Origin of the sequence: Leptotrichia buccalis C-1013-b (assembly GCF_000023905.1) — a bacterium.
Lineage (GTDB): Bacteria > Fusobacteriota > Fusobacteriia > Fusobacteriales > Leptotrichiaceae > Leptotrichia > Leptotrichia buccalis.
Genome location: NC_013192.1, coordinates 1 through 23,952, shown reverse-complemented (window position 1 = coordinate 23,952; position 23,952 = coordinate 1). Strand labels below are relative to the sequence as shown.

Below are 23,952 nucleotides of genomic sequence, written 5' to 3'. Positions count from 1 at the left end.
ATTTGGGAGTGATTTTATGAAAAAAATTATATTTACATTGTTTTTACTGACTTTTAGTTTAAGTTTTTCTGATTCTGATATTGACATAATATCCAAAGAAGTTTGGAGATGTCCTCATTCTGTTGACAGAACTTTTAAGGGACTTACTTATATAAAATTCTTGAATGAAAATGGCAAGCCGTCTATTTCAGTTAGCATATTGGATAATCGCGCAGCATTAAAAACAGGAAAAGTTTCGCTTGAACTTTCACAATTAGATTACGAAGTAAAAGAAAATGAAAATTCTATCTATTTTACAAACTTGAATGACAAAACACAAGTTTTTTCAAATTACAAATTATCTTATTCGTTTGATAAAAAAAACAGACCTAAAATGGATTTATATCGTATTTCAGATAACAAAAAACTTTGCAGTCTTATAACAAATTAAATTATCAAAAATCCAAAAAATAATTAATAATTTTTAAGTAACGATTTCTTAGTGATTTTCGTTGCTTGATTTTTTTCCGACGATTTTTATATATCTGATATTTCTAGTTGCTCCTATTTTTTCCAAAAATTCAATTATTTTATAAGTTCTGTATACAAATTTTTTTTATTTTGAGAATATTGATTTTATGCTTTTTTTTAAAATTTCACAATTACTTTTCTTGGCTTTTTCTTCAATTTCATTTTTGTTAAAATAACTAATTTTATATTTTTTTGTTTTTTCCTTATATTCTTCTAATAACTTTAATGCTTCTTCTGAAAAACCTCCAGTAGACCATAATTCAAATTCTATTTCTTGATTTGAATTATTTTTTCTTAATCCTTTATATATAATAGGAATTTTTTCTTTTAAATATTTTTCAGTTTCTTCAAAGTTTAAATAATTTTTTCTCCCTTTACATTCTACTATAATTAATTTATTATTTTTTTCTACATAAATGTCTATTTCTCTTTTTGTTTTTTTTATTTCGTTTTCCTTTTGAAATTCAATAATTTTATTCATATCAAGATACTTACATCCCAAATTAAAAAAATAGTATCCTACTGAAATTTCAAATAAATCTCCAAATAAATTTCCCATTTTTCCTTTCAAAAGTTCATTTTCTTTAGCTAACTCTTCTAATATTTTAGGATTTTTGGATATTATAGCAGCTGAATTAGTCATTATTTCTATTAATTTTTCTAAAAGTTCAACATATTTTTCGGAAAACAAATCTTTTACTGTAGAAACAACTATTCCTTTTTCTTTTAATTTTTGATGTGTTTCTTTATCGTAACTGCTTGCAACTATTATAGGTGTAAAATTAGATAATTTTTTAAAGTTTTTTATAATATCTAATTTGTCTATAAAAAATTTTATATCTTCTTCAATTAATTTTTTACCTATTTTTATATCACAAATGAAAAATCCTGGTTTATTATTTTTCTTATTAAATAATCCTGTAATATAAGAAGGAGATGAAAATGCCCATTGAAATTTTGCAAATTCTGCTTCTTGAAAAAATGTTTTTGAAGAATTATATGCAACTAGGTTTAAATTTCTCATAAGATTATTCAAATCTGAAATTACTTGTTTTTGTGCAAATTCTAAAGCTTTTGTTCTAGAAATATTTAACTTGGTTAATGGATAAAGCAACTGATAATACTCATCGTCAAATTCATCTATAAAACCAAGATTAATAAGATTTTCGATTAATTTATCATATCTTAAATGTCCCTTTAGGTCTTTAACTGGAGCTGATACATAACTAGCGAGAACTTTTTTTGAAATGAATCCTCCGTTGTTTTCTATTGCAATTAAAATTTGATAATAATTTTTAGCTGCTTTTTTAAGAGCTTCATATAAATTATCTTTATATTTTTCTTTATTATACTGTTCTTCTAAATATACGTACCTTTGTCTATTGGAAAAATTTATTGTCTTTAATTTTTGAACTGGTGATTTTGCTCTTGAAATAATTTGCCTTGCATTTTCATTTGTAGTATTGTATTTCATTTTTATTTTTTTAGCTAATTCTCCAGATAGCATAGGTCCTTCTAATTTTAATATTTTTATTATTTCTTTTTTCATATATTTTTCTCCTTGTCACAAAGCACTATTTATAATATATAATACAACGTCGTCAGAAAGTCTTTTTTTATGTTTATAAATCCCTAAAATAAAGAATTCTATAATTTGATTTAATCATATTGTCACAATGGTATCATTTAAGTGATTTTTTCTTATAAAGTTTTTCAATAATTCTTCACATACCCATTCCCATAAAACGCAATTCCCAGTTGCCCCACCATCACAATCCAAATCAGCGGCTCGCAAATCATTACACCAAAATAACCCAATTTTGGCACGACAAAAATTACAAAGATTATTTTCCCCAAAAATTCTATTACGCTGGAAACAAGAGGGATTAATTTCTCTCCAAGAGCCTGTAAAGCGTATCGCAAGTTAAAGAGGATTCCTAGTATCGTGAAAAATGGAGAGGCGATTTTTAGGTAGGTTGAGCCGTTGTGGAGGACGATTTCAGATTCGGAGCCTGACATCAGGTGAATCATGTTTTTGGAAAATAAATATACAAAAATTATGATACCGATTGCAAAAATTATATCCATCATATTGGCGTAAAATACGCCTTTTTGGATTCTATCTACTTTGTTTGCACCTTTATTTTGGGAAACGAAAGTTGCAAGTGCAAGTGCTATTGTAGTTAGCGGAATGTTACAAAATCCCATAAGTTTTCTTGCCGAAGTATGCCCAGCGATAATCAAGTATCCAAACCCATTTATCGCATACTGTAAAATAAGCGTTCCCATAAGTACAATTGCAATCATAAATCCCATAGAAAGTCCCTGTCCAAGCAGTTCCTTGTACAATTTTTTATCAAATCTGAAATGTTTTTTTCTAGGAATTAAAATCGGTTCTTTTACGTAAATGTAGATGATACTCAAGATAACTGAAATTGCCTGTGCAATAACTGTTGCAATCGCAGCTCCGCCAATTCCCATTTTAAGGGAAGTTATGAAATAAATATCAAGAAAAATGTTTAAAATTGAGGCAATTACCAAAAATACAAGCGACATAAAGCTGTTTCCGATTGCACGTAAAAGTCCTGACGACAGATTGTAGGAAAAAGTTACGCCAATAAACATTGTTATTATGTTTATATATTCAAATGCTTCATTTATAATATTTTCAGGCGTATGCAAGATTTTTAGCAGTGGCATAAGAATAAACCGTGATAAAATCATTACTCCCACAGTAATCCAAATTCCAATAACAATTGAGCCAGCCACAGACTTTTTCAAAAGATTCTTATTATTCGCTCCATAATTTCTAGCCGTAACCATACTAAGCCCATTTCCAATTCCTAACGCAAATCCAAAAATCAGCTCAAAAATAGCCGCCGAAGCCCCAATAGCCGCAAGTGAATTATCTCCCAAAGTATGCCCTACAATAGCAATATCCGCCATATTGTAAAGCTGCTGAAAAATATTCGACACAAGTATAGGTATCGAAAAAATCAGAAGCGACTTCAAAATATTATCATTTATCAAATCAACAGAAAAATTAAATTTTTTCATTTTTTGTCCTTTCTTTTATAAAATTTTTAAAATATAATTTATCTAAATTTTTTATTTTTTTCAAAAAATCTAAATCTTATAACAAAAACCAAAAAACCGCCAATCAAAATTCTTAACTTTGATTTAAAGCGGTCATCTTAAAATTATTTATTTTCCAGAAATTCCTTCATATCTTTAAACATCGGTATTTCCAGCTCTATTTCTTTCTTCAATGCAGGATGTATAAATTTTACCTTATAAGCGTGTAAAAATTGTCTATTTATTCCAAGTTCTTTATTTAAGCCGTTTCCGTAAAGCTCATCTCCAACGATTGTATGCCCAATGGATTTTAAATGGACACGAATTTGATGAGTTCTGCCTGTAAACAGCTCACATTCTACCAGCGTCACATTTTTTTCAGGATAAACTTTCAGAACTTTTATTGCTGTCTTTGCATATTGTCCACGTGTGTCAATTATTCTTTCCAGATTTTCCCCATCTCGAAAAATTCGTCTTTCAATAATAATTTTCGTTTTATTTTCTTTCAAATTTTCATTTTCAAAATTGCTTTTATTTGCTAAATTTAAATTATTATCTTTATTGTCAAAATTTGTATTTTCTGCAATTTTACTATCTTCATTTTCAACATTTAAATTGCTTTCAATTTTCTCAATTTCTTCGTATTTTTTCACTTTTCCAAAATTAATTTTTTCAACTTCGGATTTTAAATTTTCCTTTTCCAAATCCTGAATTTTATGCTTTTCTCCATCTTTTGCAAGTTCTTCATTGATTCTTGCAATTCCCTTATCATCAATAATTCCATTCACAATCGCTAAATATTTTTTCTCAAATATTGAAAAGTTTTGTAAAAATGCCTGTGCAAAGCTGTTTTTTGCAATAATAATCAGCCCAGATGTATTCATATCTAACCTGTTGTAAAATCGTGGCACTCGAACTTCACCATATTTTTCAAAAAAATGATTTACAATTCCGTTTGCTAGCGTAAAATCTGCTTTTTTCTGTGTCGGATGCGTCAGTAAGAAGGGCTCTTTATTTACAACCAAAATATCTTCATCTTCAAAAATAATGTCAAGTGGCAGTTTAATCGGTTTAATATCTGTACCTTTCTTCTTTTCCACAACTCTCAGATTTCCGTGGGAAGGCAATTTTTTGGTAAGTCTCACTTGCTTTCCATTCAAAAAAACTTCCACATTTCTCAAACTTCGTCCCGAATAATTCTGCACTTCCCTTAAATACTGGGAAATTTTCATTCTCTGATGTTCCTTTTCAATCCTAAATTTTTTCATTCATTTCCTTTTCCATAAATTTTTATTTTTTCATAAAATATTTCAATAATACTCGTGCTAATCTTCTTCATTTTCCAAAGGTATTTTTTTCATTTCCCTTCTCAAAACAATTACCGATACAACAAATGCCGCCAAATCCGCCAATGGAAATGCGAACATAATTCCGTCAACTCCCATAAAATACGGTAAAATTATAAGCAGCGGCAACAGTGATATAATTTGTCTTACAAGTGACAGAAAAGCCCCTTGAAATGCCCTTCCAATTGATGTCAAAAACATTGTAATTGCACCTTGCACACCGTTTAGGAATATGAAAAATAGAAATACCCGCATGTATTTTGTTCCATATTTAAAGTAAAGTTCACTTCCGCTACCAAAAATGGAAATTATCTGAACTGGGAAAAATTGAAATATTGCAAATGCCACTAATGAAATAACAAATGCCACTTTTAACGTCAAATTCAGTATTTCCCGAACTCTCTTAAATTTTTTCGCTCCATAATTAAATCCTGCGATAGGCTGCGCCCCCTGTGTCAGTCCCAATACAATTGCTATAAATATAACATTTATTTTCATAACGATTCCAGCAACAGCAATTGGAATTTCACTTCCATAAATGGATTTTGCCCCATATATCTTTAGCAGATTATTTGTTACAATTTGAATAATTAAAGCAGAACATTGAAAAATAAAAGGCGATGTTCCCAATGCAAATAAAATCCCTATTTCCCGTATTTTTATCTTAAAATCCTTTACCTCAAATTTTACGCTTTTAAACTTGAAAAAATACAAAGCCAAAATAACTGCCGAAACAAACTGCCCAATCACAGTTGCCCAAGCCGCACCATCCATTCCCATATCAAATCCAAACATAAACAGCGGATCCAGTATCGTATTTACAAGTGATCCAACAACTATCGCAAGCATTGAATAAAAAGCATTTCCATCAGCTCTTACCAAAGGATTTGCCCCTATTGCAAATAATAAAAATGGTATTCCTAAAGATGTAATTTGAGTATATTCAATTGCATAATCAAAAATCTGATTTGTAGCACCAAATGCCGTCAGCATCGGTCTTAAAAAAATATTAATTAGTATGCACAAAACAATTCCGCCTAAAAGCAGCATTGTTACTGCCGTTCCAGCCACACTTTTTGCTCTTTTGGGACGTTTTCTCCCTAATTCCAGATTAAAGTTAGTCGCGGCTCCAACTCCTGTCATAAGCCCAATCGCAAGGCAAATTGTCGTAAGTGGAAAAGCCACATTTGTAGCCGCATTTCCCAAAAATCCAATTTTTTGTCCAATAAAAATCTGGTCTACAACATTATAAAGCGCATTTACAAGATTGGCGATAATTGCTGGCACTGCAAGTGAAACTAGCAATTTTGGGATTGATTCTGTGCCAAATCTCATTTTTTTGTTATCTGCTAGGCTGTTTTTTTCTTTTATACTTTCTTCCATTTTTCTCCTCTTCCTTTAGTTTGAACTAGATTTACAAAGTTCTGAATTTCTTAAATACTTTTATCAAATTATAATCTATTTTTTCAAAACTGTCTTAATAAAATTTTGTTAGTTCGTTTCAAAAATGCGTATGTTCTATTATACTATATGAAAAATTATATTTCAAATTTTTTGAAAACAAAAAATATGCCATTAACTTATATCCAAAGATATAGGTATTCTGACATATATTTGTATCCTCTCCAAAGTAAACTAATTCAAATTAAATAAAACTAGTGTTCATAATCCTGAAATTTTATTTTTCTGTTACTTTGTAATAGCTGTCTTTATTTCTTCAAGCTGTTTTTGAATTGTAGCAAGTCCTCCTGATACAAGATACCAGTTTTCAGCATCTAAAGCTACCACCTTATTAGTTTTTCCAGCGTTAGTATTGGCAACTAGTTCATTTTTCAGAACATCTGCACCCGCCTTACTTCCTCCTACAATTTTAGTTCTGTCAACATAAAATATTATGTCAGGATTCTTTTCAGCAATGTATTCGTAGTTTATTTCCTGTCCATGTGTAGAAGCCTTTATACTGTCATCAATATTTTTTAATCCTAAATCCGTGAAAATAAATCCAAATCTTGAATTTGCACCAAAAGCACTTATTTTCCCATCATTTGTCAAAGTAACTAGTGCTTTTTTGTTGTAATTTTTTGCTATATTTTTTATATCATTTATTTCAGAATTAATTTTTGCTATCTGTTCGTCAGCTTCTTTTTCTTTTCCAAAAATACTTGCTATTTTTTTAGCATTTTCGTTTGAACTTGAAATAAAGTTTTTTGTATCAGTTTCTAAAAATATAGTTGGGGCTATTTTACTTAGTTCATCGTAAAATTTAGTCTGTCTTCCGCTTATTATTATCAAATCTGGCTTAAATTCACTTATTTTTTCCAAATTTGGCTCTTTTACGTCTCCAGCGTCAACTGCACCTTGCGCATACTGTTTCAATCCTTCTGGCACATTTGAAGCGGGTAGTGCCAATTCAGGCTTTACTCCTAAAGTTCCTATCACATCTAGTGCCGCATAATCAAATACAGCAACCTTTTTAGGATTTTCAGGCACTTTTACATCGCCTTTCACAGTGGAAATAGTCAGCTGTTTTCCATTTCCAGCCTTTTCATTTCCAGATTTTGAACATCCCACAATAAATATAATGCTTAATGCTATTAAAACCAAAATTTTTCCTGTTTTTTTAATCATAATATATACCTCCATTTTTTATTTTATATAATTTAATAATACAAACAGAATTTTCTGTTTTCTATTTCATAAATTGGTATCTCCATTCCGTATATGTCCTTTAGGACTTCATTTTTCATAATTTCTTCTGTATTCCCGTGTCTAACCATTTTCCCATCTTTAAGTGCCACAATGTAGTCTGAATAGTTTGCGACAAAGTTAATATCATGTATTACTATTATAATTGTTTTTCCTTTTTCATCTACAAGATTTCTCAAAATTTTCATTATTTGTACTGAATGTTTCATATCCAAATTGTTCAAAGGTTCATCTAGAAAAATATATTCCGTATCCTGAGCAATAACCATCGCAATGTATGCCATCTGCCTTTGCCCTCCGCTCAATTCGTCAATAAATCTGTTTTCCAAATTTTTCAGTCCCATATATTCTATAGCCTGCTCTACTTTTTCTTCATCTTCTAAAGTAAGTTTTCCTTTTGAATAAGGATACCTTCCAAAACTAACCAGTTCCTTTACAGTCAGCCTTATATTCAGATGATTTGACTGCTTTAAAATTGAAAGCACTTTTGCAAGTTCCTCTGTTCTCCATTCTTCTAAATTTTTATTTTCTATAACCACATTTCCTGAATCTCTTGACAATGTTCTTGTTATTATGGAAAGAAGTGTACTTTTACCAACGCCGTTGCTTCCAATAAAAGATATTATTTTTTTCTTTGGCAATTCTAGACTTACATCCGATAGTATTTCCTTTTCGCCGTATTTTTTAAATATATTATCAACTTTTATCATAACCATGCTCCCTTGCAATATTTTCAAATTCATTTAAAATCAACCAGTTTTTAAGCCTGGTTTCTTGTAATAAGGTAAATAAAGTAAATTCCGCCAATAAAATCTATTATTACATTTATTGTCGCCGAAAAATTCAATAATCTTTCAACTATGAACAGGCTATAGATTAATGCTATATTTCCTATAAGAAAAGCGATTATTATCATTATTCTGTGTTTATAGCCTTTTACAACTTCCCGTGCCAGACTTGCCACTAAAAGTCCTAAAAATGTTACAGGACCCACAAGCACAGTTGACACCGATATTAACACTGAAATCACAATCATCTGTTTTCTTATCAGCCTTTTACAATTAATTCCCAAATTAATAGCATGATCTTCTCCAAGTGATAAAACATTCAGCCTTTTCAAATCAGGTATTATTGATATTATGCAAAAAATTATCAAAACAAGGCATACTCCAATCAGTTTTACATTAATTGCGCTGAAACTTGCAAACATTTTCCCTTGTAATACAAGAAATTCATTAGGGTCTAGCATCATCTGCATAAAATTGGAAAGACCATTGAAAAATCCACCAAATATTATTCCAATCAAAACTAGAAAATATATATTTTTCATTTTTCCGTTAAAGAGAAATACATATAATAGAAGAGAAGCTCCCACCATTATAATTCCCGAAAAAAAAAATTGAAATGTGTCAGTCATCATAGCAAGCTGTCTACTTCCAAAAAAATACACGACAACAGTCTGAATAAACATATAAAGCGAATCCAACCCCATAATTCCCGGCGTTAAAATCCTGTTACCAGTTATCGTTTGAAACACTATCGAAGAATATCCGATTGAAAAACTTACAATCGCAATCGCAAGAACCTTTAAAGCCCGCCTTGGTAAATTAAAGCTCATATTGTCAAAAGTTAATCCAAATAATATGAATAACAACATCCCTAAAAGAGAGAGTGCCATTAAAATTATTATTTTTTTCATTTGACTACTTTTGTCTAAATTTTTAATTGGCATATTTATACCTCCTAAAAATAAGAATCAAGAATATCAAACTTCCAACAATGCTCATAATAACACTTATAGACACTTCATAAGGATACATCACAATTCTTCCTGCAATATCACAGATTAATACGAATAATGCTCCTAAAATTGCCGTATCTGGAAGAGATTTTTTCATGTTATCCCCCTTATAAATACTCACAATATTTGGAATAATCAGCCCTACATAAGGAATTGTCCCTATTGTAACGACAATGGAAGCTGTTATTACCGATACTATTATCAGCCCTATAAATGTAATTTTTTCACGATTTAGCCCTAAATTAGCCGAAAAATCCTTTCCTATTCCTACAATCGTAAACTTATCCGTGTAAATATATGCCAGCACCAAAAACGGAATTCCAATATAAATCAATTCATACCTTCCTTTTACAACTAAAGCAAAATTCCCTTGCATCCACGAGCCTATATTCTGAATTAAGTCAAATTTATAAGCCACAAAGCCTGTAATTGAATTTACTACATTTCCAAGCATTATCCCAATTAATGGTATCATTACAACATTTTTTATTTTCATTTTGCTCAAAACCTTCATAAAAAGCATAGTTCCAAAAAGTGCAAATATAAAAGCAACTGTCATTTTTAAAAGAGTTGACTTATCTCCCAAAAATATAAGGGAAATCATTATCCCAAACTTTGCCCAGTCCATAGTTCCTATTGTCGAGGGAGATACAAATTTATTGCTACTTATCGTCTGAACAATTATTCCCGCTATTCCAAGGCTTGCTCCTGTAACAAGAATACTGACTAGTCTAGGAATTCTGCTTATTATAAGAAGTTGTGTTTCTTTTCCCAAAAGTAAGTTTTCAAGAGTAAATTTCTGGACTCCTGTCAATAATGAAACAATTGAAAGTATTACTAAAATTATTATTAAAAAAATAATATTTTTATTATTTCCTTTTATTTTTGTCACCTCCATAATTTCTCTAAATCAAAAGAATTAAAGTTCCAACTGTAATTCCTATCAATCCTGCAAATGATTTAATATTCAACTTTTCCTTAAATGCAACATACGAAAATGCCACAGTAAACAAAATGCTCAATTTATCAATAGCAACTACAACGCTAGCTTGTCCATCCTGCAATGCCCGATACATTGTAAGCCATGATAATCCTGTTGTAATTCCCGATAAAACCAAGAATATAAATGTTTTTTTATCTATATTCTTTACTTCTATTTGCTTTTTCGCTGTAAAAACTACAATCCAGGCCATTACAAGTACAACAACCGATCTTATTGCTGTTCCATAATTTGACTCTATTCCAGTAATTCCAACTTTTCCCAGTATTGAAGTAAGAGCAGCAAATACTGCTGATAAGATAGCATAAAATAACCATGATTTTTTACCAGTATTTTCATAACTAGTATTTTCTTTTTTTTCTATCATAAGATATGTTCCTGTACCAATCATCAAAATACCTACGATTTTTATTACCGTTAACGCTTCTCTTAAAAATAAAAATGCTAAAATCATTGTTAATACTGTACTCGATTTATCAATTGGAGCAACTTTATTCACATCTCCAACCTGAAGTGCCTTAAAATAGCATAGCCACGATAATCCTGTCGAAATTCCTGAAAGGATAAGAAAAGTTAAGGATTTTAATGTTAGCTCACTTTCATAACCTTTAATCATAAAAGCCATAAAACCTGCAAATATTACAATTACTACTGTCCTTATAGCTGTTGCAACATTCGAATCAACATTTTTTACTCCTATTTTTGCCAAAATTGCCGTCAATCCTGCAAATATAGCCGAAGCAAATGCAAATACAATCCACATTTCTATGTCTCCTTTTTCCCTTTAACTCTGAATATATCTTACTCCCAAAATTTGACAAAATTATGACATTTTTACAAAAAAAGAAGCAGAATCCCAAAATTCTACTTCCAAACACAATAATCTATTTCACTGAATTTACAAATTAATAAACTCTATTCTCATCCTTATCTTTACAATACACAGTTTCAATAAAATTATAGTCAATCCTCTTAAAAATTTTATCAATTCTTCAAAATCGCAATTAAAAGCGAAATATCATTATAAGTAACTCCACTAATTCTACTAGCCTGCCCAATCGTTTCAGGCTGTCCATATATAAGCCCAGAAATAGCAATATTGCTAAGTCCTTTTACGCTTTCATAGTCAAAATCCTTTGGAATTATCATTTTTTCCAGTTTTTTAAATTTCTCAATCTGTGCCTTTTCCCTTTCAATAAATACGTTATATTTCGCATTTATTTCCACTTGCTCCTTCGCTAAATCCGACAATTTCACAGTTTTCACAAATTCACTTAAATTATTATAGTTAATTTCTTTTCTCGCAAGAAATTCAAAAGCTGAAACAGGGCTGTTCATGCTATTTTTACTAGTTTTTTCAATTTCCGCACTTTCAGATTGATTTTGTTTTTCTACAATTTCAAGTAATTTTTCATTATTTTCCTTAGTTGGATAAACTGTAATGCTCTTCAGTCTTTCGATTTCGTTTTCAATTTCCTGACACGTATTTTCAAGTTCTGTCAATTTTTCAGCATTTAATAACCCAATTTCCTTCGCTTTTTCCAAAAGTCTTATAAAAATGTTGTCTTGACGCAAAGTCAGTCTGTATTCAGCTCTTGAAGGCAATACACGATAAGGCTCTGGCGTTTTTTTATTTATTATATCGTCTATCAAAACACCGATATATCCCTCACTTCTGTCAATCACAATTTCCTTTTTCCCTAAAATTTTTCTCGCAGCATTCACTCCCGCCATAAATCCTTGACAGGCTGCTTCTTCATATCCACTCGTTCCATTAATCGTTCCCGCTGTGTAAAGTCCATCCAGAACTTTTGTTTCAAGAGTTAATTTTAACTGATACGCAGGTACAAAGTTATATTCCACAGCATACCCGTAACGCACAATTTTAGCATTTTCTAGCCCACTAATCGTTTTTAACATTGCTTCCTGTGCAAATGGAGGCATTGCTGTAGTAAATCCGTTTATGTAGATTTCATCTGATTCTACAGATTCCTGCTCCAGAAATATCTGATGATTTGTCTTTTCTGGAAAATTCATAATCTTTCTGTCAAGGGAAGGGCAGTGCCGTGGACCTTTCGTACTTACAATTCCTGTAACAATTGGTGAATATTTAAGCATTTCCTGTCCCACTCTTATTGTTTCAGGTGTGGTGAATGTAAGCCAAGTTGGTAAAGTAGAATTATATTCTTTTTTTGTTTCGTAAGAAAAATATCGTGGCTTGTCCTCTCCCTTTAATTCCTCTGTTTTTGAAAAATCAATTGAAGATTTGTCAATTCTCGGAGGAGTGGCTGTCTGGTATCTATCCAGCTCAAAGCCATATTCCACAAGTCTATCAGGCAAATCCACGCTCGCAGGCTCTCCTTGCCGCCCTGACGAATATTTTACATCCCCCATAACATATTCTCCGTCTAAGAACGTTCCTGTACATAAAACAACAGCCTTTGCCCCATATTTTATCCCAAGATTGTCTTCAACTCCCATAACCTTTTTATTTTCCACAATCAAATCTACAACAATTCCCTGCACCAAATCTAAATTTTCCTGCTTTTCGATAATTTCCCTCATTTTAATCCTGTACCAGTATTTATCGGCTTGAGCCCTTGTAATTCGTGAAGCCAGCCCCTTCGTATGATTCAAATTCTTTAACTGCAAATTGTAATTGTCAATATGCCGTGCCATTTCTCCACCAAGCATTCCAAGTTCCGAAACCAGATGGCTTTTTCCAGGACCTCCAACAGATGGATTGCACGACATCATTGCAATATTGTCAAGATATATTGTAAATAATGCTGTTTTCAGTCCATGTCTTGCCGCTGCAAGAGCAGCTTCCACCCCAGCATGTCCCGCTCCAACAACAATTATGTCATAATTTTTCATTTTTAAAATTTTCCTTTCAATTTAATCTATTTTTTTACCATTCCTATTTAATAATCTTATCAAAAAATTAAATTTAAACTCTAAATATTTATCTTAATAATTGTATTTAAAATTGACAAAGATTATTTTTATTAATATTTATTTTTTTGTTTATCTCAATACTTTTATTTTTTCTAAACGTAAAGGGGATCAGTCGCCATCCCCTTTACAATCCCGGCTCGTCTAAGCATTTTTTTGAAATAAAATTGAAACTCGCTTTTTAACAAAAGTTATTGTCAACTCTTTAAACTAATCAAAATTTAAAAAGTCTAAAAAAGCTCAAACAGTCAATTTCATTCCAAAAAAATCACGACAATTTTAATTTAATTATAATAATAGATTGTTTGACTAATAATAAACCCCATTTAAATAACGAATTTATTACAAACTTTTCTAATAAAGGATTATAAACCTAATATTTTTAAATAATTAAAATATAATTTTCATTTTTTAAACAGAGCCTAATATAAACTAATCCGTCGAAGCATTTTTCTGTGCTGGCAAAACTGTCTGAGCATAGCGAGTTTTTTGTCAGTGCAGAAAAATGTCGTAGACTAGCCATAGGTTGTAGGATTTGCGGCAATGAGCAATCCTACGAAAATAAACTGAATGATTATTAACTATCGAACAACCCTATTATAAAAATTTCTTCTTATTTTCAAACGGGGTTTAGTATTAAATAAATTTTAAAATTATTAAACAAATTTACTTTTTCTTTTTAAAAACATTCCTTACTGGACGAGTAATATCCTTAAAATACACATATCTCTTATGCTTTCTAATATAATATCTCAAATATCTAAAAACTAGATCTTCCCTCTGTTTATAATACTTTGCGTATTCATTAGAAAAAATATTGGCTATTTTTTCATCTTCCATCATTCTTGAAACATTTTTCATTCGTTTGTCCAAATTCAGTTTCGCTCCGAATTTCATTCGATTTAAGTCCACAAGATAAAATTCATAATTCCCGCTTTTGTCCTTAATCAGCACATTTCCTGGTGAATAGTCTTCAAATTCTACACCATTTTCGTGCAAGTCAAAAGAAAATTTTGCAAACTGTCTTATGATTTTTTCACGATTTTTTTCTACTTTTGCAAGCATTCTTTCCGTTTCTTCGCTTATCTTGTAATTTTCCCCCTGTTCAGCCTTGTCCCGTTCAATATCCTCAGGCCAGAAAACTTCCCTGCAAGTAAAATCATATTTTAATTCCTCGCTTATATAATAACTGTTCTTTTTATTGTTTTCGTTTACAAAATCATCAAAATATGCAATTGGCTCTGGCGTTTTTATTTTGCATTCCAGCAATTTTTTGGCATATTCGTAAGAACGTTTTGCTTTTGAGCCTTTAAATTTGTAAAAAAAGTTTGTAATAAAATCTTTTTGTTTAAATTTTTTTACATTTACCATTTTTTTTGTTTCAGTATTTTCAATGTTATTATTTTTTTTCTTTTTTTCATTCCCTTTTTTTAAATTATTTTCAATATATATCTCAAACTTTTTTATTTCATTTCTTCCTGGCTCTACAACATATTCTCCAGTTTTATCAAAATTTTTCAGTATATTTATCAATATTTTTTCATCATATTTTTTATTAACTTCATAATTTTTTTCTTCCATTTAAAATCCTCATAATTTCTAAATTTTTACTTTTCTTTATTTTCTAAACTTTTTTCGTTTGCTTTTTCAAATTTTCTCTTATTTTTTCTCAATCTCTTTTTCAGTTCCTTCAAAAATTCCTTATCTTCTGTAAATTTAGCCATTTTAGCCACATATTCAAGTGCTTCGTCATATTTATGCTGTAATTCCAGCACATATACCAAATTCACGTAATGGCGAATATTTTCAGGTTCTAAAATAATCATTTTATCACAAACCTTCTGTGCATTTTCATAATCTTCCGTTTTCACAAAAAATCTTCCTTGCAAATTTAGCATTTTTATTCTCGAAAGCCTTTTATTCTCATATGTAGCATTCTCATAATTTAAAAGCAGAAGTTTTATTTCCTCAAACTCCTCTGCCCTAAACAATATTTCATAATAATCCTCAAATATGTAATCTTCTACATTTTCACAATTTATAGCGATATTGTAATATTTTATAACCGCCTTTATATCATTTGCATATGCCATTGTATCGCCCATTCGTGCGTAAAGTAAAAATTCCTCCACTTGATTAAATTTCGAGTTTAAAAGTTTTTCGTATTCAGAAATTGCCTCGTTATATTTACCCATCATTGTAAGGCAGTCGCCTTTCTCAATATATGCTTCTGAGCTTTCAGGCTCCATTTCTATCGCCTTGTCAATATTTTCTATCGCCTTTCTATAATACTTTAACAAAGCATAAGACATTCCCATATTCAAATACACAAAATAATTTTTTTCTATTTCCAAAAATTTTTTATAAAGCGAAATAGCCTTTTTCAGTCTTCCGAGCGACTGATAGACAAATCCCAATGTAAAAAGCGTATCCTTGCTGTCAGGATACTTTTTCTGCAATTTTTCCGCATATTCCCTCGCTTCTTCAAACATTCCAAAATCTGAATAAATTTTGGAAAGTGTCATAAGTGCTGAATAGTTGCTTTCGTCAATTTCAAGTACCGACTTCAAATACACAAGCGCATCTTCGTACTTGTAATTTTCCATCGCTTTATCCGCTTCTTTTAATAATTCTTCTATATACATTTTTTCTCCATTTATATTTATATCTTTTTCAATTAATTGATAAAAATCAAATAACTTTAAGATTTGAATACTACAAACTTAATTATTAATCATATTTACCATTTCTATAAATTTAGACGGTTTCCTGTCATAAGGATTTGGCATAATATCGTCCGTTATCATCAGCCACCCAGCATTTCTCTCTCTTGACAGCCTTATAATCTCAGCATACTCCTTTGGAGCAGCACTATGCACAATATGCCAGATATGTTTTGCATTTGACTGGTTATTTTCAAAATTAGATTTGGGCTTTTCAAACTTCTTGATATATGTATTCGTACTTACCTCACTTGTCACAAAAATATCCGCATACGGAGAAATTGCATCTGTAATCGGTGCTCCAGGATTGGCAATTACAAGATTATTTTTTGACTTGCTTTTTACATAATCAAAGATTTCCTTCATATAGCTTACCTGCTGAGAAGTACTTGAAGCAATTTCATCAAAAAAGAATCCATTTATACTGTCTGTCCCATAAAATTCAAAATATCTGTCAACTTCGGCCTTTACTTCCTTAATATTTCTTCTTTGATAAGTTGTCGCAATATAGGCAATATTCTTAATTCCAGCCTCCTTATTTTTCTTAATTTGAGCCGCATAATTCACTTCCATCTTTTTCCCTGCTCCATTATTTGGATTTATCAAAACATAAGGAACTTTTTCTTTCCCAAGTGTCAAAACATCACTCCAAAACGAATTTTTTCCATCTGGATAAGTGTACGTCGTAGCTATCACAGACTGCTTTATTTTCACATTATTTTTATTAACATTTTTATCTGAAAACCCATTGATTCCGAGTAGCATTCCTATTATTAAAAATATTTTCTTCATTTACTTTTTTACCTTCTTTCAAAATTAAAATATACTCAAATTAATATAAAACTAAATTAGCAAAAACGAAAATACCTAAAACTTTTAATAATTAAAATTTTAAAGTTCCGTTTTAAAGTAATACTATTCTTAAACCGAGTTATATCATTTTATCATATTTTTAGGAATTATTGTAATTTTTTAACAAAGTATCCTTTAAAATCAATACTTCCTATTGTTCTCAATCCTAAATTTCATATCCTTCCGCAACTTTCTCAAAGCCCACTTTCTCTCAATCTTAAAAACGTCCTCATTATCGCTCCCAATTTTATAATCTACATAATTTTTTATAAATTTTTCCACATCTTCCCTTGATTCACTCCGAATTTCAAATTTATAATCTTCATTTAACGAAATTTCCTTGTTTTTTTCAAGGCAATAATAAAGCATGTCGTTGTAAGTCTGCTGTGCCAAAATATCTCGTGCCTTGTAATATGTGGATTTATCAGTATTTGTCATTCTTACCGCCTGTTTTTCAGATATATATGGATTATTTCTTATTAAATTTGACATATTCTGAAATTTTCGATTTTCCTCTTCCATCCTACATTCAAAACAAATTTTCTCTTTACTTTCCGGAAAAAATAAGATTTTACAGTTTTCGCATTCAATGTATCCGTTATTTTTCAGATATTTTTCCCTCTTTTTCAGCTTTATCACAATTTTTTCCAGCCTTCTGGCAATATCTTCATACTTCTTATCAATTTTATCAATATTCTCGTGAATTTCTTTAATTTCTTGTGCAGAAAGCACAATATCCTTCACTTTTTCTGTAATTTTATTTTCTGAACCAGCATTTCCCCTTTTTTCCTTAACATTCCCTCTAGGGATTTCCCCAACCCGAATTGTCCCTCTTTTTTCCTCATTTTCAATAAGTTCATCCAGCAAATCACGCTTTATTTTGTAATTTACTTTCGTAAATTCAATACTTTCCAAAAATTTTCCATTCAAAAACGTATTTATTTTATCCTTTATATTTTCTGCATACATTATCGTTGTATGATAAATAATTCCATCATTAATTACTACAACCAGATTTCCATTAAACAAGCTCTTTGGATAAGTTTTTTCGCCAATAGGACCATTCACAATATGTGTCCAGTTTTTCTTGATTTTCCACAAAATATATTTTTCATTCTTTAAAAGTGAACTTCTTTTCTCAATCGCTTCCAGTGCCAAATTCTTTAAATCCTTAATTCCGTCCATTTTTCAACCCCTTTTTATTCATTAATTATTTTCCCCTTTTCTACAATAAATTTTTTCCCTTCTATACCTAAATCCTCTGTCGAAGTTATAAAACATTGGATTTTTTTATTTACAAAATAACTTAAAATACTTTTTTTTCTGACTTCATCAAAATACGAAGCGATGTCGTCCATTATAAATATCGGATACTCCTTTTTTTCCTTTATTAAAATATCAATTTCTGAAATTTTTAGCGAAAATATTATAGATTTTTTCTCCCCTTGTGAAGAATACGCCTTTGCATTTTTCCCATTTAACTCAAAGACAAAATCGTCTTTTTGCGGACCGAGCAGGCTATATCCGAGAAATTTTTCCCTCTCACTTTTCCTTCTGCACAAAATCTCAAATTTTTCTTTCAGTTCTTCCCTTGTTTTCTTTTCCACATCCCCAAGAAAACAGTCGTATTTTAATTTCAACTCCGAATTTTCATCAAATAATTTTCGGTAATTCAAATTTAGAAGAATCGACAATTTTTTTATAAATTCCCGTCGATTTAAAACGATATTCAGCCCTTCCTCAATAAATTTTTCATTATAAATCTTATAAATTTCCTCCCCAGTCTTTTTTTCCTTTATAAGTTTATTTCTTACCTTCAATATTTTTTCAAAATTCACAATCGACTGCAAATACTCCTTTTTCGCCTGCGAAATCTCATAATTAAAAAAATTCCTTCTAATGCCGGGATTCCCAATAATCAGCTCAATATCCTCAGGAATAAACGAAATAATATTCAAAAGCCCCACATAATTTATATATTTATTTTTCTCCCTATCAATATAAAAGTCCTTCTTATCCTCATTAACATCAATAGCAATAATATTTTCCGACAAATCCTTATGTCTGTACTTCCCAAACACAATCAGCCTGTTCAAGTTATACTTGCGAATCTCCTTAACCTTCTTAGTCCTAAAACTTTTCCCCGTAGCCAAAAAATGAACAGCCTCAATAAGCGATGTCTTCCCCTGTCCATTCTTCCCATATATTAAATTAAAATACCTGTCAAACTTCAACTTCCCATCCACAAGGCACCGAAAGTTATTAAAACTAATCTGATCCAAATACATCGCTATTTCTTCCCTTTCACACTATAACTATCTGTAACTGACTTTTACCACTTTTCCGCAAAAAGCAACTCCAACAAAAGTAACATCCTTAATACCTCTATCTCTTAACCCAATATCATACTTCTTCTCTGTTATCTGCTCTATCGCCTCTTCCGAGACTTTCTCCAGATTATCTTCATTTTTAACAACTTTAAACTCTAGAATAAACCCTCTATTGTTCTTATTCTTTGGCTCAATTACAACATCATATCTTCCAAGGCCACTTTCTTCATTAGATTTTACATAATAATGATTATCCAGATAAAACATCATTCCTAAGACTAATCCATGATAAAAGTCTTCATTTTTAGTATCCATAAAACTTGTTGATTTTAATAAAATATTTTGTAAATATTTTTGAAAAATGTCAAATTTAAGGTTTTTAAGTCCTTCCATAGCCTTTCTAAACATACTTTCCCCAAAATTTACATCAATAAATTTTTTCCTAAAAAACTCCCTTACCTCCCTATTAGGCAATCTCAAGGAATACACATCCTCATAGTCTTCCCCAATTTTTTCATTAATAGTCAAATATCCACTAAATAAAAGAAGTTCCCAAATTTCCTCTTGCCCCAGCAAACTGGATAAATCAGAATTGCCACTGATATTTTCTTCAACAGTTTCTCCATTAAAAAGAGCTTCCAAAGTTTCCATAATTTCAGAATCTGTATTTTTCAAAATCTGATTAATCAAGAAATTCCCAGAAGTATCAATCCAGTGAGAACCAATTTTTTTAGATTTTAAAAATTTTAAAATACTCCAAGGGTTATATACATCAGAATCACCAAATTTATAACCATCATACCAATTCTTAACATCAAAAAGTTCATACTTTACATCAAAATATTCAAGAGTTTCTTCAATCTCATCCTGATTAAAACCAAAAAACTCAGAATATTCATTTTCTAAAATAGAATAAACATTTAGATTATTCAAGTCAGAAAATATTCCAGCCTTAATAACTCTTATAATCCCAGTCATAACTCCCATTTTTAAATACTGGTTAGTTTTCAGTGCTTCTCCGTAAAATACTTTAAAAAATGCGATGGCATCGCTATAATAATGATGTTCATAAGCAGAAATCAAAGGACTGTCGTATTCATCAATTAATAAGATAACTTCTTTTTTATACTTCTGAAATAATATTCTAGTTAAAAACAGCAAGGCATTTTTTAACTCAGAAAAATCTGCATTGCCCAGTAAATACTTCTTAAATCTAGGCAAGTCATACTCATCCAAATCTTCTAGAAGATACTTGTACTCAGAAAACAATTCTAAAACCAGCAGTCTAATTTCCTGTATTGCTTCCTCCCAAGTTTTTGCCTTTATGCTTTTCAGTGAAATAAAAATTACTGGATACTGTCCCTGTTCAGACATATATTCAGATTTTTCAATATCAAGTTCACTAAATAACTTTTTATTTTCTTCTTTATTTTCAATATCAAAAAAATATTTTAACATCGACATATTAAGCGTTTTCCCAAATCTTCTAGGACGTGTGAACAGCTTTATTTTTGATTTATCCTCTAAAATTTCTCCTATCCATTTTGTTTTGTCAATATAATAACAATTCTCTTTTATTACTTCACTAAAATCTTCTACTCCAATTCCTATACCTTTTTTCATAACAATCTCCCCTTAAATTCTCTACAACCTACTTTCACGACTATTTATCTTTTTAGTAAATCAGTAAACTATTTAATGCTTTGCCCTTACAGCAACTTTTTCTCCAGCAAACTCCACAACATCCCCATCATAAATTTTTTTCCCACGTCTAGTTTCCACAGCGTCATTTACTTTTACTTCACCATTCTGAATAAACATTTTCGCTTCCACTCCCGAACCTGTGAAATTTGCCCATTTTAAAAGCTGGTCCAATTTTATAAACTCAGTATTTATCACCACTTCTTCAATTTTATTTTCCATATTCTTATCATCTCCTTCTAAATTTTTTCTTTGTATTTAAATTCCAATCATTAATCAAATTTATGTTTAAATTTTATGTGGAAAACTCAATTTTTTTGTGGATAACTTTTTCCACATCTTTTCCACAATTGTGTTTTATATTGATTTTTAAAGGATTTTCTATATGAATAGTTTTCCACATTGCATTGTGGATAACTTTTTTACTATTGTGGATAACTTTTTCATTTTTTATTTTTATTATACTATTCCAATTATTATTTCATTATATTTTAATCGTTTTCGAGTTTTCCACAAATGTGGATAACTTTTTTTTAAATTGTGGATAACTATATTTAAGTTTTCCACATTCGATTATTATTTTTCCACAAAAGGTTTTATTATCATAACTATTCTATATATTTTTTTCAACAATATTGTGGATAACTTTTTTATATACTGTGGAAAAAAAATTTAAATTTTCCACATTCGATATTTTTATTTTATTTATTTTATAAATATTTAATAATTAACTTAAAATTATTCAATTAATAATTTTTTTGTGGAAAAAGTTTTCCACTGTGGAAAACTTGTAAATTTTTCATCAGACTTTTCCACATAGTTTTCCACAATGTTTCCACATTTTCCACAATGCTACAATATTATATAATTTTTTATGATGCTCCAACATTTTTTCAAATAATAATATTTTTTTATACTTTAAATATTTTTTTATTCAGCATGTCTATTTCCTTCTTAAACAGTACATCTTCGCGAGTTTTTTTTTCAACTTTCCTGATACTGCTTATAACTGTGCTATGATCTTTTCCGCCGAAAAGCCCTCCAATTGCAGTCAAACTTAAGTCTAAATCATCATTGTTTTTTAATAAATACATTGCAATTTGTCGTGTTTCAACAACTTTTTTCTGTCTTTTCTTGGATATCATATCGTTTATGCTGACACCATACTGTGAGGAAATTTGTTCCATTACTTTTTTTGCCGTTATTTTTGACTGTTCACGCTTTACATTGTGCATAAGCATTTCCTGAACTAACTGTAATGTTATTTTTTCATTTAGAAGTTTTGCACGTGCATTTAGATTTGTCAATGTTCCTTCAAGTTCCCTTACATTCGTATTTAAGGAATCTGAAATATATTCCAAAATACTGTCGTCTATTTCTATATCCTGAGTTTTCGCCATGTTTTTTAATATCATCATTCTTGTTTCAAAACCTGGACTCTGGATTTCAACGGTTAATCCTGATAAAAAACGTGATTCCAGACGCTTTGAGAGATTCTTTATTTCTTTTGGCGACTTGTCGCTAATCATTATTATCTGTTTTCCCAGTTCCTGCAACTTGTTAAATGTGTGGAAAAACTCTTCCTCCACAGTTCCTTCCCCGCGTCCAAAAACCTTTTCAAAGAACTGTATATCATCCAGCAATAGTACATCCAATGCCCTAAATGTATCCCTAAAATGTTGAATTCGTCCGCCATTTAGCACTTTAAAGAACTCATTTGCGAATTCTTCCGATGTTGAATAATAGACACGCTTATTTGGATTATTTTCTAATATTTCATTTCCTACAGCCTGCATCAGATGGGTTTTTCCAAGTCCTGAACTCCCATAAATAAAAAGCGGATTATAAACAGGAGTTGGATTGTTTACAACCGCAAGACAGGCATTGTAGGCTAATTTACTATTTTCACCAACAATAAAGTTATCAAATCTGTGCTTTGGATTTAATCCAGTATATATTGCTGAAGATTTTTCCTTTGATTCTCTAGAAAAACTATGAATTTCAGGCTTATATGACATTATATCCTGTTTTTTTATTTCAAAATCTATAGTTATTATTTCATCTGTTATAATTTCTGCAATTTCTTCCATTTGACCCTTATATTTTCCCACATTCTGTTGTATCAGCTTTGAATTGCATACCAGAGTCAATTTATTATCTTCCAGTTTAGTTGCTTCCACATTTTTAAAAAATGCTTCAAATTCTGCTTCACTTACTCTTTTTTTCATAATCTTCTTTATTTTTTCCCACAATTTTCCAACATTCATTTATTCTTTCTCCTTTTTGTTATTCTACAAACTAAACCAAAAAATTTTTTTAAAGTTTTCCACATTTTTCATTATGAATATAACATAAATAAAATAAATAATCAAGATTTCCACAAAAAGTTATCCACATAGTTTTCCACATACACAAGTTATGTATTTATCCTTTATTTATCAGTATTATAGCAATTTTTAAAAAGTTTTCCACATAAAATTTATACCCCCAATTTTAGCAAATTTCCACATCTTTTCCACAGGTTTTCCACTTTTCCACATTCATTGTTGAAAACTATGTGGATAACATTGTGGAAAAAAGTTTTCCACAAAATCAGTAAAAGTTTTCCACAGGTTATTCTCTGGCAAAACCTTTATTTATCAGTATTCCCACATTTCCACAGTGCATAATAATAATATATATAATAATATATATTATATTAATATTATATAATTGTGGAAAACTCAAAAACTTTTCCACATATAATCTTTTATACACTTCTAAAATAATTTCAATTTATATTTCTATATTTTAAACTCAAACTAAATAAGTTTAAACTTATAGCAAAACAATCACAATTTTTAAATCTCAAAATCATACTATTATTAAAATAACTTCTACTAAATAAAACACTACACTAAACCCTAGTTAAATAAATAATAAATCAAAAAATTCAATAAAAAGAAAAATGGCA

At 30.0% G+C, this 23,952-nt stretch carries 19 protein-coding genes; 1 reads left to right on the top strand and 18 read right to left on the bottom strand.

Going from position 1 to position 23,952, the window contains the following annotated elements; translation table 11 throughout:
* Positions 1 to 16 precede the first annotated feature (16 nt).
* Positions 17 to 430 (top strand): hypothetical protein, encoded by a 414-nt coding sequence (locus tag LEBU_RS00100; RefSeq protein WP_012806150.1) that lies wholly within the window; start codon positions 17 to 19, stop codon positions 428 to 430.
* A gap of 165 nt (positions 431 to 595) precedes the next feature.
* On the opposite strand, the gene LEBU_RS00095 is transcribed toward LEBU_RS00100, so the two are convergent.
* From LEBU_RS00095 to dnaA, 18 genes are all read right to left on the bottom strand, one after another.
* Positions 596 to 2,059, bottom strand: coding sequence for a hypothetical protein (locus LEBU_RS00095; protein WP_012806149.1), 1,464 nt, complete (start codon positions 2,057 to 2,059; stop codon positions 596 to 598).
* 164 nt (positions 2,060 to 2,223) lie between these two features.
* On the bottom strand, positions 2,224 to 3,567 hold the full coding sequence (locus LEBU_RS00090) for an MATE family efflux transporter (RefSeq protein ID WP_012806148.1): 1,344 nt from the start codon (positions 3,565 to 3,567) through the stop codon (positions 2,224 to 2,226).
* A 143-nt stretch (positions 3,568 to 3,710) separates the two neighbouring features.
* The gene (locus LEBU_RS00085; protein ID WP_012806147.1) at positions 3,711 to 4,853 is read right to left on the bottom strand and encodes an RluA family pseudouridine synthase; all 1,143 of its coding nucleotides are present in this window, start codon (positions 4,851 to 4,853) and stop codon (positions 3,711 to 3,713) included.
* Positions 4,854 to 4,910: 57 nt separating this feature from the next.
* Entirely contained in the window at positions 4,911 to 6,314 is a 1,404-nt protein-coding gene (locus LEBU_RS00080) for an MATE family efflux transporter (RefSeq protein ID WP_012806146.1), read from the bottom strand.
* 306 nt (positions 6,315 to 6,620) lie between these two features.
* Entirely contained in the window at positions 6,621 to 7,559 is a 939-nt protein-coding gene (locus LEBU_RS00075) for a siderophore ABC transporter substrate-binding protein (RefSeq protein ID WP_012806145.1), read from the bottom strand.
* A gap of 32 nt (positions 7,560 to 7,591) precedes the next feature.
* Positions 7,592 to 8,380: an iron ABC transporter ATP-binding protein gene (locus tag LEBU_RS00070; protein ID WP_275268784.1), complete on the bottom strand. Its 789-nt coding sequence runs from the start codon at positions 8,378 to 8,380 to the stop codon at positions 7,592 to 7,594.
* A 17-nt stretch (positions 8,381 to 8,397) separates the two neighbouring features.
* Positions 8,398 to 9,369 (bottom strand): iron chelate uptake ABC transporter family permease subunit, encoded by a 972-nt coding sequence (locus tag LEBU_RS00065; protein WP_012806143.1) that lies wholly within the window; start codon positions 9,367 to 9,369, stop codon positions 8,398 to 8,400.
* Positions 9,359 to 10,336, bottom strand: coding sequence for an ABC transporter permease (locus tag LEBU_RS00060; RefSeq protein ID WP_012806142.1), 978 nt, complete (start codon positions 10,334 to 10,336; stop codon positions 9,359 to 9,361). The genes LEBU_RS00065 and LEBU_RS00060 overlap by 11 nt, the downstream gene beginning before the upstream one ends.
* A 7-nt stretch (positions 10,337 to 10,343) precedes the next feature.
* Positions 10,344 to 11,201 (bottom strand): EamA family transporter, encoded by an 858-nt coding sequence (locus LEBU_RS12335; protein ID WP_012806141.1) that lies wholly within the window; start codon positions 11,199 to 11,201, stop codon positions 10,344 to 10,346.
* Between the two features lie 221 nt (positions 11,202 to 11,422).
* Positions 11,423 to 13,315 carry a tRNA uridine-5-carboxymethylaminomethyl(34) synthesis enzyme MnmG gene (gene mnmG, locus LEBU_RS00050; RefSeq protein WP_012806140.1) on the bottom strand — a complete coding sequence of 631 codons (1,893 nt, stop codon included), beginning with the start codon at positions 13,313 to 13,315 and terminating at the stop codon, positions 11,423 to 11,425.
* Positions 13,316 to 14,059: 744 nt separating this feature from the next.
* Positions 14,060 to 14,974: a hypothetical protein gene (locus tag LEBU_RS00045; protein WP_012806139.1), complete on the bottom strand. Its 915-nt coding sequence runs from the start codon at positions 14,972 to 14,974 to the stop codon at positions 14,060 to 14,062.
* A gap of 26 nt (positions 14,975 to 15,000) precedes the next feature.
* Entirely contained in the window at positions 15,001 to 16,038 is a 1,038-nt protein-coding gene (locus tag LEBU_RS00040) for a tetratricopeptide repeat protein (protein ID WP_012806138.1), read from the bottom strand.
* Between the two features lie 78 nt (positions 16,039 to 16,116).
* Positions 16,117 to 16,908 carry a spherulation-specific family 4 protein gene (locus LEBU_RS00035; RefSeq protein ID WP_012806137.1) on the bottom strand — a complete coding sequence of 264 codons (792 nt, stop codon included), beginning with the start codon at positions 16,906 to 16,908 and terminating at the stop codon, positions 16,117 to 16,119.
* A gap of 201 nt (positions 16,909 to 17,109) precedes the next feature.
* Positions 17,110 to 18,153 carry a DciA family protein gene (locus LEBU_RS00030; RefSeq protein ID WP_012806136.1) on the bottom strand — a complete coding sequence of 348 codons (1,044 nt, stop codon included), beginning with the start codon at positions 18,151 to 18,153 and terminating at the stop codon, positions 17,110 to 17,112.
* 14 nt (positions 18,154 to 18,167) lie between these two features.
* Positions 18,168 to 19,256: a DNA replication/repair protein RecF gene (gene recF, locus LEBU_RS00025; RefSeq protein ID WP_012806135.1), complete on the bottom strand. Its 1,089-nt coding sequence runs from the start codon at positions 19,254 to 19,256 to the stop codon at positions 18,168 to 18,170.
* A 27-nt stretch (positions 19,257 to 19,283) separates the two neighbouring features.
* Positions 19,284 to 20,921: an AAA family ATPase gene (locus LEBU_RS00020; protein WP_012806134.1), complete on the bottom strand. Its 1,638-nt coding sequence runs from the start codon at positions 20,919 to 20,921 to the stop codon at positions 19,284 to 19,286.
* A gap of 72 nt (positions 20,922 to 20,993) precedes the next feature.
* Positions 20,994 to 21,221 carry a S4 domain-containing protein YaaA gene (yaaA, locus tag LEBU_RS00015; protein ID WP_012806133.1) on the bottom strand — a complete coding sequence of 76 codons (228 nt, stop codon included), beginning with the start codon at positions 21,219 to 21,221 and terminating at the stop codon, positions 20,994 to 20,996.
* A gap of 689 nt (positions 21,222 to 21,910) precedes the next feature.
* Positions 21,911 to 23,266: a chromosomal replication initiator protein DnaA gene (gene dnaA / locus LEBU_RS00010; RefSeq protein WP_012806132.1), complete on the bottom strand. Its 1,356-nt coding sequence runs from the start codon at positions 23,264 to 23,266 to the stop codon at positions 21,911 to 21,913.
* Positions 23,267 to 23,952: the final 686 nt, after the last annotated feature.